At 37.7% G+C, this 11,476-nt stretch carries 8 protein-coding genes; 5 read left to right on the top strand and 3 right to left on the bottom strand.

The annotated features are described in order from the left end of the window. The first annotated feature begins 236 nt into the window (after positions 1-236). Positions 237-3,215, top strand: a complete 2,979-nt coding sequence (locus I6E82_RS17420; protein WP_197118379.1) for a DUF3857 domain-containing transglutaminase family protein — start codon at positions 237-239, stop codon at positions 3,213-3,215. Between the two features lie 657 nt (positions 3,216-3,872). Here the strand turns inward: I6E82_RS17420 and ylqF are convergent. Beyond that, entirely contained in the window at positions 3,873-4,817 is a 945-nt protein-coding gene (gene ylqF / locus I6E82_RS17415) for a ribosome biogenesis GTPase YlqF (protein WP_007579822.1), read from the bottom strand. A gap of 91 nt (positions 4,818-4,908) precedes the next feature. On the opposite strand from ylqF, the gene I6E82_RS17410 reads away from it, so the two are divergent. Both I6E82_RS17410 and I6E82_RS17405 read left to right on the top strand, forming a co-directional pair. Continuing rightward, complete coding sequence (locus I6E82_RS17410) at positions 4,909-5,445, top strand: YaeQ family protein (RefSeq protein ID WP_197118378.1); 537 nt, start codon at positions 4,909-4,911, stop codon at positions 5,443-5,445. Positions 5,446-5,629: 184 nt separating this feature from the next. Next, positions 5,630-6,235 (top strand): alpha/beta fold hydrolase, encoded by a 606-nt coding sequence (locus I6E82_RS17405; protein ID WP_010554854.1) that lies wholly within the window; start codon positions 5,630-5,632, stop codon positions 6,233-6,235. On the opposite strand, the gene I6E82_RS17400 is transcribed toward I6E82_RS17405, so the two are convergent. Next, positions 6,232-6,441 (bottom strand): hypothetical protein, encoded by a 210-nt coding sequence (locus tag I6E82_RS17400; RefSeq protein ID WP_007579816.1) that lies wholly within the window; start codon positions 6,439-6,441, stop codon positions 6,232-6,234. The genes I6E82_RS17405 and I6E82_RS17400 overlap by 4 nt on opposite strands. A gap of 334 nt (positions 6,442-6,775) precedes the next feature. On the opposite strand from I6E82_RS17400, the gene I6E82_RS17395 reads away from it, so the two are divergent. After that, positions 6,776-7,249, top strand: a complete 474-nt coding sequence (locus tag I6E82_RS17395; RefSeq protein ID WP_004334993.1) for a Dps family protein — start codon at positions 6,776-6,778, stop codon at positions 7,247-7,249. A gap of 283 nt (positions 7,250-7,532) precedes the next feature. On the opposite strand, the gene I6E82_RS17390 is transcribed toward I6E82_RS17395, so the two are convergent. After that, on the bottom strand, positions 7,533-10,475 hold the full coding sequence (locus tag I6E82_RS17390; protein ID WP_165722827.1) for a TonB-dependent receptor domain-containing protein: 2,943 nt from the start codon (positions 10,473-10,475) through the stop codon (positions 7,533-7,535). Positions 10,476-10,713: 238 nt separating this feature from the next. On the opposite strand from I6E82_RS17390, the gene I6E82_RS17385 reads away from it, so the two are divergent. Beyond that, positions 10,714-11,466: a LytR/AlgR family response regulator transcription factor gene (locus tag I6E82_RS17385; protein ID WP_007579810.1), complete on the top strand. Its 753-nt coding sequence runs from the start codon at positions 10,714-10,716 to the stop codon at positions 11,464-11,466. Positions 11,467-11,476: the final 10 nt, after the last annotated feature.

The raw sequence follows: 11,476 nt of genomic DNA, 5'->3' as shown, positions 1-11,476 counted from the left end.
AACAAAGCCCACAATAAAGTAGGCTTAACTAATTATGATTTGGCAATACAACTAAAAAATCATTTCAGGAACATTTGAGGGGGGAGTTAAGCGTTTCGCACTTACATAGAGTTCATTTATATACTATTAATTAACTGCTCAGCAATGAATTTGTTAACATCTCATTGTCAAAAAAGCCTGAATTTGGTACATTATTCCCTCAATAGTATTTATAAAAACAACTATAAGACCCTACAATGAAATGGAACTTCCTTCGACTCAGCTCTTGGCTAATTGCACTTACCTTATTAATTTCCTCTCATAGTATTTTTGCGCAGCAATATAAAATAGATAAACCAGCTAATTGGGTTAATACACATATTATTGAGCAACCCAAGCATTCCGACATAACCAAGGTACGTGACGGCACACTTTATTTGTTACTTGATAACCAATCCTATATACCGAGCAGACAAAAACAGCAACGCTATACGCGTTTGGTTATGAAAGCTTTAAATCAAAGTGGTGTTGATTATATAAGCCAGCTTAATCTTGATTTTGATCCAAGTTACGAGTCGCTAACATTAAACAGCTTAACGATTATCAGAAATAATGAGCGCATTGATAAGCTTGGTAGCGCGAGAATGACGGTTATACAAGGTGAATCTGAATTAGCTGATCGTATTTATAATGGTAGCTTATCACTCAATATTATTATTGATGATATGCGCAGTGGCGACATACTCGATTACAGCTACACAGTGACAGGTAGCAACCCTATATATGCTAATAAATTTAGTACAAGACGCACGCTAAACTGGTCGGTACCCGTAGTGCAACAGAATATGCGTGTACTTTGGGGTAAACAAACACCTTTACATATTAATACAATAAACGGCGCAGCTGATATTCAAGAAACGCTTAATAAATATGGCAAAGATTATTCTATAACTCTTTTTGAAGAACCTTTACTGGAGCAGAATTCTCAAACCCCAACGTGGTACGACCCATATACACAAGTTTACTTTTCTGAGTTTGACGATTGGGGTCAGGTAGTTAACTGGGCATATCCGCTTTATCAATCAGCCATAGAAACCCCAAATAGCATTTTGGATATAGCTGAAAAAATAAAAGCAAAACACACAAAAACATCAGATAAAATTGCCGCAGCACTGCGCTTTAGCCAAGACGAAGTTCGATATTTAGGGCTTGAAATGGGCACTAACTCGCATCAACCAACGTCAGCTTCAGAAACGCTTTCGCTACGATACGGCGATTGTAAAGATAAAACAGTACTGCTTATTTCGTTATTAAAAGCGATGGATATAGAGGCCTTCCCCGCGCTAGTTGATACAGAAGAAACCAAACGTTTAAAAGAACTCCCACCTTCTGCAAGTGTATTTAATCACGTAATTGTTACGCTTAAACAAAACGGAAAACGCTACTGGCTCGATCCTACGGTTAGCTACCAACGTGGTACTCTCGAATATTTAGCACAGCCTGATTATGGCTATGCCCTAATTATTGATAAAGGTGAAAACACTTTAACTTCAATGGCGCAAAAACCTGTACATACAAATGTATCTGTAGAAGATAACTTTTTTATTGCTGAAAAAGTATCTGAGCCATCACGTTTTGAAACCCAGTACACTTATGCTGAATTTGAAGCTATTAACCGAAGAAGCAATATAGCCAGCAGTGGTCTAAATAGCGTTGCTAAATCTTATTTCGAGTATTACCAAGGCTTTTTAAATGGTCTATCAATCAATGAAGCAATGACTATTAGTGAACAAGAACAAACGGGTAAACTAATAACCAAAGAATCGTATTTAATTAGTGAATTTTGGGAAAAAACAGACGAAGGCTACGAAGCTAGTTTTTACGCGAATGAAATACAAAATAGCGTTTACGAACCAAAGCAGGTAAATCGCACCGACCCACTCTACTTTGGCTACCCCAATATAATTAACACCACAATAAAACTGCATTTTGCAGAAAAAGGTTGGGGATTTGATAGCGATCAACAAGAAATTGATAACGACTACTTCAACCTAAAAACAACTACTGAATTTAATGATAATGTTTTAACACTGAGTTATGACTATTACGCAAAACAAGATCATATTAAAGCCGCTCAAATAGATGATTATTTAGCACAGCGTAAAAAGTTAATATCAGCAACCCATTACCCTATTCTAAAATACGCGGAAACGACCGAAACACCTCAAACAACAGCTGATGTGCTAGATAGCTTTGGTTATAGCTGGCTTAAATATGTGTTGGCTGGCTATATTTTAGTACTCATATTCTTTTTTGCCGATTGGCGATTAGAGTCAGCAAAAAAAGTGAAATTTGAAGATAGTCCATTTTATGCAGTATCTGTAAGTAAGTTTATTATTTACAGTATTTTAAGTTTAGGCATATTTGTTAATTATTGGAGTTATCGTAACTTTAAAGCCATTAAAGAACGCGACAACTCAAGTATTATGCCTATTGCTCGAGGTATATTTGCGTTTTTATGGTATTACCCTTTGTATCTCGCACTTGCAGAGCACAGCCAACAACAGTTAAACAAAAATAGAGTAATGCCTAACTGGACTGCCTTAACACTCTGGCTAATGGTACTCGCCAGCGTCTTTGCTTATCGTATGGACGAATACGCAACCATAGTGATTTGTATAATGCCATTTTTATGGTTGCCTCTAGTTAGCTACATTGAACAAACCGATACAAGTAAAGAAGCCCTACATTACAACTCGTACTGGCGAATTAGACAGTATTTAATCTCGCTTGCGTTTGCACCTCTATTATTTTTAGGCGTACTTCAAGAAGTAAATATTTTACCCAATGCCGCAATTATAAAAGGCGATAGTTTATGGTCTTACCAAGTACACTTTTTAAAACGTAATCGCCTAACACCTGAAAACGAAGAAATACTTTATTTTTATAGCGATGCAGTATTTGATTACCGAGAAGACGGTAACGGAATAACCGAGAACTATATTTTTAGTTACTACAAAAACGATGACGGTAAGCTTGAATCGGATCTTAGTCACTTTAAAGACATAGAAAAAATAGAAACCACCTACGGTAAAACCAAACTTGATAACACAAGCATTAAAGTAATAAAAACTGACGGTAGTGATTTCTTGCTCATTGTAGGGCGTCTAAACAAGCAGGATAAAGTACTAGTGGAGCAGATTAATTTACGTATAACAGCAAATAAAGTGCGTTAGTGGCTTAAAACATCCAATTAAGTACGAATATTTTTAGCCACTAATTAAAGGCTATTGATCTTTGGGGGCTAAGACTTTACAAGAGACTATTTGATTTGATATCAAAGCAGTAGCTGTCTTGGAAGGCGATAAAATCATTCTTAGCTTGAATTTATTTTAACTTTGAAAGATTAATACTTTTATAATAAAAATCCATATCAAATTATTTAATAAGTATTAAAAATCTATTCTTAATTGCTTAACCAAGATAAGCATTTTTATGAAATGGCAGTGCTAACTAGCCGATTTATATATGAATAAAAAACAAGCACCACAATAATAAGAATTATTTGCATTTAGGTATTGACAGACAGTTAGATCTAACTGATAATCAATATCAACAAGACGGATTGCATACCACTTGTTAAGGAATGAATTGATTTGTTTCTCGACCCTGAAACAACGTGTGGCGCACGTAAACAGCTATGGTTACTTGTTATGAACCGCAACGCCCCTTGATGTTGATGATGAGTAACCGCCCTACTATTTTACTTGCTACATTGCTCATATCGGTGACGGTAGATATGAAACTAAAAAAGCCCTTACGGGCTTTTTTTATGTCTGTAATTTAATAAAACTAAATCACTTTAATTAAATAACCTGAACTCTGGTTAAATATTAACGACGGTTTTTACGAGCTCTTGCCCGGCGTTGAAGCTTCTCTTCTTCTTTAGCTGCTTTTTTAGCTTCTGCAGCGGCGCGTAAACCAGCAACCATTACTTCTTCTTCCTCACGCATCTGCGGAGTTTCCATAGTAATACGGCCAATAATACCGTCGCGTAATTCGTTGATTAGTATTTCAGACATTTTATATGTGTCTATTTGATTACCACCACGAATACAGCCGCGTTTTTTACCCGCCATTTCAACAAACTCCCAATCACTTTCAGGTAGTTCGGCAATTTTATAACGTGCTTTTAAAAGCTCAGGGTATGCACGCAATAAGTACTCAGCGGTGTAACTTGCTACTTCTTCATACTCAAGCGCCGTATCACGAATGGCACCTGTAGCGCCTAAACGATAACCTGAGTTTTCATTCTCTACTTTTGGCCACAACATACCTGGCGTATCGTAAAGCATAATACCGTCTTCAAGCTTAATGCGTTGTTGTGCTTTGGTTACCGCAGGTTCATTACCTGTTTTTGCAACTATGCGTCCAGCCAGTACATTAATTAACGTAGATTTACCCACGTTAGGAATACCCATTATCATGGCTTTAATTTGCTTATCTGCACCCACTTTATGCGGCACTAACTTTTTACAAAGCTCATTTATACGACTTACTTCAGCTGCTTTATCATGTCCAAAAGAAATCGCTTTAACACCATTTTCTTGCTCAAAATAATCTTTCCAGATTTGAGTCATTTTAGGATCAGCTAAATCAGCTTTGTTCAAAATTTTGATGACCGGCTTACCTTCACGCAAGGTTGCCACCATCGGGTTTTCACTACTGTAGGGAATGCGCGCATCAAGCACTTCAATGATCACATCCATTTGTGGCATTATTTCTTTAATTTCATTGCGGGCTTTATTCATATGCCCAGGGAACCACTGGATAGCCATTTTTAACTCCTAACGTATAATTAACCGCTATTTTAACTGGCAATTCATTTAATTGCGCTATACTGACGCAAATTTTTTCAGATTAGTTGTTATGGCTCTTAAATCCACCATTATGAAAGTGCAGTTATCGCTTAGCGATATGGACCGCCACGTTTATCAAGATTTTAATTTAACCTTGGCTCAACACCCTTCAGAAACCGATCAGCGGTTGATGATTCGCTTACTCGCTTTTGCGCTAAATAGCTGTGATGGTTTAGAATTTACTAAAGGATTAAGCGCTGATGATGAACCTGAACTTTGGCATGTAAGCTATAGTGAAGAAATAGAACTATGGATTGAACTTGGCTTACCAGATGAAAAACGCCTTAAAAAAGCCTGTAATAAATCTAAAAAAGTGGTGCTATATACTTATGGTGAAAACAATCAAGCAATTTGGTGGCAAAAACACCAACCTAAATTGTATGAATTTAAAAATCTAAGTGTTTTTAGCCTTGATTATGCAGCAACACAAGCACTTGCTGCTTTGGTTGATCGTGGAATTAAGCTCGCCATTACCATTCAAGATGGTGAAGTATGGGTAAATACCGATACAACAAACATTGAAATAAAACCACAGCAATTGATGTAACTAAGATAGGTTATACCAATTGCATTAAATTAGTTATCTATTATAGCGACAAATAAATAAGTCGATAACAAGGCGAAAATTATGACATATAGTTGTTCTATATAAATAATTTTTAACGCAGGTAGCGGGTTATTTAATACGCTAGAATGATCATGTTTTTAATAAAATTGGTATTAGGGAGCATATGAAAGTTAAACACGTTATTGTTTTACATGGCTTGTATATGTCTGGCTTTGTTATGCGCCCACTTTGTTCACGACTTGAAGAATCGGGGATGACGGTATTAAACATTACCTATAATACGCTCGACCCTCACCGCGATACCATATTTGCACAAATTGATGAGTGTATTTCTAACGAACCTGCAGCGCTTGTATGCCACTCAATGGGAGGGCTTATTGCACGTGCTTACCTAGAGGCAAACTCCCCTGCTAGCCAGAATGTTACGAAGGTAATTACACTGGGTACTCCACATAAAGGCAGCCATATAGCGCAAAAAATGAAGCAAAAAGGGTTTGAATCATTTTTAAAAAATAGTGTTGAATTTTTACTCACTAAAAATGGTAATTGGCCTTTTAAAGCTAAGCTTTACAGTATTGCGGGCGATTTACCTATTGGGCTTATGCCCTTAATAGTCAAAGGTAGCCAGTCAGATGGCACTGTATTACTAGATGAAACCAAACTTAAAGGTATGGCCGAACATAAAGTGTTTCATTTAAGCCATACCAGTATGATTTACTCGCGCCAAGTACTCGATTACATTTTAAAGTGCTTAAACGAGAAAGATTAATCCTCAGCATTGGCTGCTATTTTATAACTAATTAAAAATACCACTGCCAATATAAGCGGAATCGGCGCCGCAATGTAGCCAAAAAAATCTGAGTTCGCAAAGCTTGCACCCGCTAAGTGCGCTACTAACCCAAGTACAAATGCGATGACTGCAATTCCTACCACTATTAACTCTGCTTTATTTTGTTTCGCTGTTTTTGCATGCATGTTATCTCTCCTAATTATTTCGACAACATTATTATGCGCCGTTAGGGTGGATGATTTTTGACCTGCATCAATAAAAAAATAGCTAAGTTATTACCTTGAATAAAGTTTGTTTTAGATCATGATTTATATACTTTTGAGGTTTATTTACTTTTGAGGGGTAGTATTTTTATTAATCAGACCCACTTCTATTAATAGTCTAAAGTGAATATAGGTATCAAAAACAGCTAATTGGTTAAAACTATTAACTAGATACATTTAAACGATTTTACTAATTTATCGAAATTAGTAATACTTATCACAAGTTCACAAACAAACGGTTATTCAGGAGCAAGTTATGTCACATGTAAACGCAATTGGTCTAAACAGCGCAAAAAGCGAAGACATCATAAAGTCACTCAATACATTATTGAGTAGCTACCAGATTCAATACATGAACGCGCGTGGCTTTCACTGGAATATTAAAGGCCGTAACTTTTTTGAACTACACGTTAAGTTTGAAGAAATTTATAACTTACTACTTCTAAAAGTAGATGAAGTTGCAGAACGTATTTTAACGTTAGATGGCGCACCTCTACATGCATTTTCTGATTACCTTGAAGTAAGTAAAATCAAAGAAGCTAAAGGTATTAGTGATGGCGTTACAGCCGTAGAAAACCTACTTGCTGGTTACAGCACATTAATTCACATGCAGCGTGATATTTTAAGCCAAGCTGGTGATGCAGACGATGAAGGTACAGCCTCACTAATGAGCGATTACATCTCAGAGCAAGAAAAATTGGTTTGGATGCTAAAGGCTTACTTAGACTAAACCAGCAAAAAAAAGCCCTCAATGAAGAGGGCCACAAATAGGGATAAATCGTTAAATAATCAAGCGATTCGGTTACTATATTAGTCTCCTCCCAATACTAAACAACGCCCCTGTTACCAGTGGCGTTGTTTTTGGTTTAAGTGGGCACAATGCTCATATATTGGGATAAACAATGTATAAGCATTACTGCTCTTATTATTTTTTCCAATAAAAAAGCCCCAGCGATACTGAGGCTTTGTGAACGTAACTAATTAAGTAACTATATTAGTGTCGTTATTGTTGGTTAGAATTTACTTCTAAAACCTATGTAGAATGATTGACCAATTGGGTCGTACGTACCTGCATCAGTTTCAGTACCAGTACTTGAACCGCTCACACCCGATAAAATGCGTGGTGGCTCTTTATCAAATAAGTTACTTGCACCAGCGTAAAGCTCTGTTGAATCGCTGATATGGTAACTTGCTTGAACATCATGATACGTTACTGAACCAATCCCTACTCCACCTGGAGCAATACCAAAACCACTTAAGAATTGATCATCAAAGTCTGCAGCGCCAATGTAAGTTAAGCTCCAGTTAAAATCAAAGTCGTTAAGTTTATAACCAAAGTTCCAGTTAGCTTTATGCTCTGATGCACCAATTTCTCCAGCAAACTCATCTTTATCAGCGCCTGGAAGTGGAATGCTATAACCATCGATTAGGTAAGTATAAGCAAGGCGAGTTCTAAACGCACCAGGACCAATATCAGCAGAGTACGTTAGTGTTAAATCAACACCTTCTGTACCTAAACCACCACTGTTAGATACACCACTGTCGATAAATTCTAGTGAACCAGCACTATTATTACCTGATGGCGCACTACGACGAGTTACAAAGTCACAAAAGCTTGTATCGCCGCCGCCATAACATTGGTCAAGAATAAACTGACGAGGTGTTGATACTATTGCATCTGTAATTTCGATATCAAAGTAATCAAGCGTAATATCTAGTCCTGATATTAGGTTTTCTGGTGTAAATACTAAACCTACTGTTACAGAGTCACCAACTTCTTCTTTTAAATCTTGGTTACCACGGTTAAAGCCACTAATGCCTTGTAAGTCAGACTGGTTAAGCGTGAACTCACCATTTGAAGCGATATTAGTTGTAACACCACCATCTGTTCGACAAGCATCACCAGCAGCACCACCGCCACTATTAGTAACACCTAAACATGGATCGTTTAAGCCACTTGGGAAAGTTTGTGAAGGCGGAGAAAATAGTTCATCGATATTTGGAGCACGTGTTGAACGAGCACGAGTAGCACGTAAACGTAAGCTATCCATTACTTCCCAATCAACACCCACATTCCAACTTTCAGTGCTACCTACAGTTGAATAGTCAGATAAACGAACAGCTGCGTTCATTGTTACAGTATCAAGCACAGGGATATTTGCTTCTACATAATACTCAGTTACATCAAACGAGCCTTCTGTTGCTGGGATTGCATTACCCGCATTAAGACCTGCTTGCTGTAGTGCATCAAATTCACTGCGTGAAAATTCTTCGCGGTATTCAAAACCAGCTGCAATACCTACCGTACCTGCTGGTAAATCAAATAAATCACCTGAAATATTACCACCAATGATTTCTTGCTCAACCGACGTTGAAAGCGAACTAGGTGCACTTACAAAATCAATAGCACCTTGCGATAACGAATTAAAACCATAAATGTCTACTGGTGCACAATTAAAGCCACGTGCTGTCGCATCGATACAGATAGCCTCATCAGTAATACCATCACCATCTAAATCTTGGCTATCGATCACAGCTTCTAAACCTTGACGGAAGCTTTGTACATTAACTAGACCGCCTGAAACTTGTTGCTCTTTTGTTTTACCGTATACATAGTAAGTATCGTAAAACCAACCATCGGCTATTTCACCTTGAAAACCAAGTGCTAAACGGAATGTATCACGCTCTGCTCGTGCTCCACGATTACCGATATCACTTAAACGTTTTGCAAAGAAGATATCTCGTGCGCCATCACCGTCGGTATCGGTTGCTGCGTTATATATATCGTCTGGAACAAACGCGTTACGTAAAAGCTCACCATTTACATTAAATTCAATTGGTACCTGGCCATTTGCATAAATGTCGTCAGAGGCAAAAGGAAATGGCTCTAATTCAGAAACGGTTGTTGTTGCAGCGTAAGTGCCTTCATAAAAAAAGCTATGCTTGTCGCTTAACTCGTAGCTACCATTTGAGGCAAATAAGTAACGTTCTGTAGGTATTGCTATTGTACGTACACCGCTTCGGTTAAAACCATTTGCAGCTACGCCATCGCCGCCATTAGTACTAAATGAGTTTTGTAGGTTGTTTGCATCATTAAACGTAAATGTTTCATCCCCAGCGCTAAAACGACCTTGTGGTGGAAATGAAGATAAAAACGGGCTTACTGCATCAAATACAGAACCTGGATTTGCTACTGGATCATCTTCGAAGAAAATACCTGAAAATTGGTCTACCGCTGAGCGATCACGGTCACGTGAGAAAACAGCGCCTTGATCAGAGTAACCAAGGTGAAACATTGCGTGTCCTTTACCATCTGAGCTTGATAAGCCTGAGGTAAAGTTAAATTGGCGTGACTCATCATCACCTTCACTCGATTCACCGTACTGACCATCAAACTCAACGCCTTCAAAGTCATCTTTTAAAACAAAGTTAACTACACCAGCAACAGCGTCAGAGCCATAAACAGATGAAGCACCACCTGTCATAATTTCAACACGTTCAATAAATTGGCTCGGAATAGTGTTTAAATCGACAGCAGAGCTACCTGGTACACCTGATACATAACGACGACCGTTAACTAATACCAATGTACGGTTAGAACCTAAATTACGTAAATCTACAGTCGCAACACCTGCACTAGCTGTACTAAAGTTTGAGTTAGTACGACTGATTGCCGGTGAACCAAATGCTGGATTATCTAGTAGTAAATCTTGAATATTTAATGAACCAGATGCGTCGATTGCTGTGCTATCTACAACTTGAATAGGCGCTGATGACATCGCCTCAGCTGAACGAATGCGAGAGCCTGTAACTTGTACACGTTCTATTTTAGTAATTTCGTCATCTTCTGCAGCCACACCTTGAAATGAAATGCTTGCAAGTATAGCGCTGCTTAGCGCAACTGTTAACGACGATTTTTTAAATAATCGCGCGCTACCTTTGTTAGTTAATGTCATATAATTCCCCTGAATTGTTATTTTTGTAACTAAATAGTTACTTCGCGGATTACAGTAAGGGGATTTATTTAAACACTCTACGTACGTTATTTATTAGGCGTAATCTTTGGTATGAATAGCTAGTTTGATGGGACGAATTAGTACGTCACAATTATTTTATAAATATATTGTACTTTTCATAACAGTTTTTCCGCTAAGCACGGTCTTTATTATTATATACAGCAAGAGAAATAAAATAATGGTCGCTTCTTTTCATGCATTAACTTTTGTTAGTAACACTAAGTTTGCAACATTTTTAACAAAGCGCGTGCAAGAGCACCGACACTTTGAATCTCAATCTTTTATTCAGGCAAACAGATTAGATCAGATAGATACAGATCAATACAACGTACTGTTTTACGAACTAACTAATCTGGCTGACCCTATGCAAATAGTGCATTTAACAGAGCTAGCTAAAAAGCTTAAGTTAGTCATTATTGCCCAGTCGGGTCATTTTGCGAGTTTTGCTTTTGAAGTTGGCGCTGTTGATTTTTTAATAGTAGATTCAACTGCACCACGTATTGATAAATGCTTTGATAAACTGATTCACCTTTGCCCGATTGCAAGCGCGGCCGAACGTCAATATCAACAAAGCACACAAACCGAAAAACCATCATCACATATCGTAGTTAAAGATGTAGGTAAGGTAAGGCTAATTGATATAAAAGATATTATTTGGATTAATGGTGCGGGCAATTATGTAGAGCTGCATTTTACCCAAGGTAGTACACCGGTATTACACCGCGAAACCATGAAAAATATTGAACAGCAGCTAGAGCCAGAAGGGTTTATTCGTATTCATCGCTCAACGCTGGTAAGAAAACAAGCTATCTGCGAACTGATGCCTACTGACAGTGGCGATTATAAAGTCAGACTTAAAAACGATATGTGCTTAAACCTTTCAAGGCGCTATAAAGGGTGTTTAGAGAGTATTATAAGCCCTCTTCAGTAGCGGTTTATAA

This window comes from Pseudoalteromonas sp. NZS11 (genome assembly GCF_015864765.1).
Classification (GTDB): Bacteria; Pseudomonadota; Gammaproteobacteria; order Enterobacterales; family Alteromonadaceae; genus Pseudoalteromonas; species Pseudoalteromonas arctica.
This window is presented reverse-complemented; position numbering and strand designations above follow the sequence as displayed.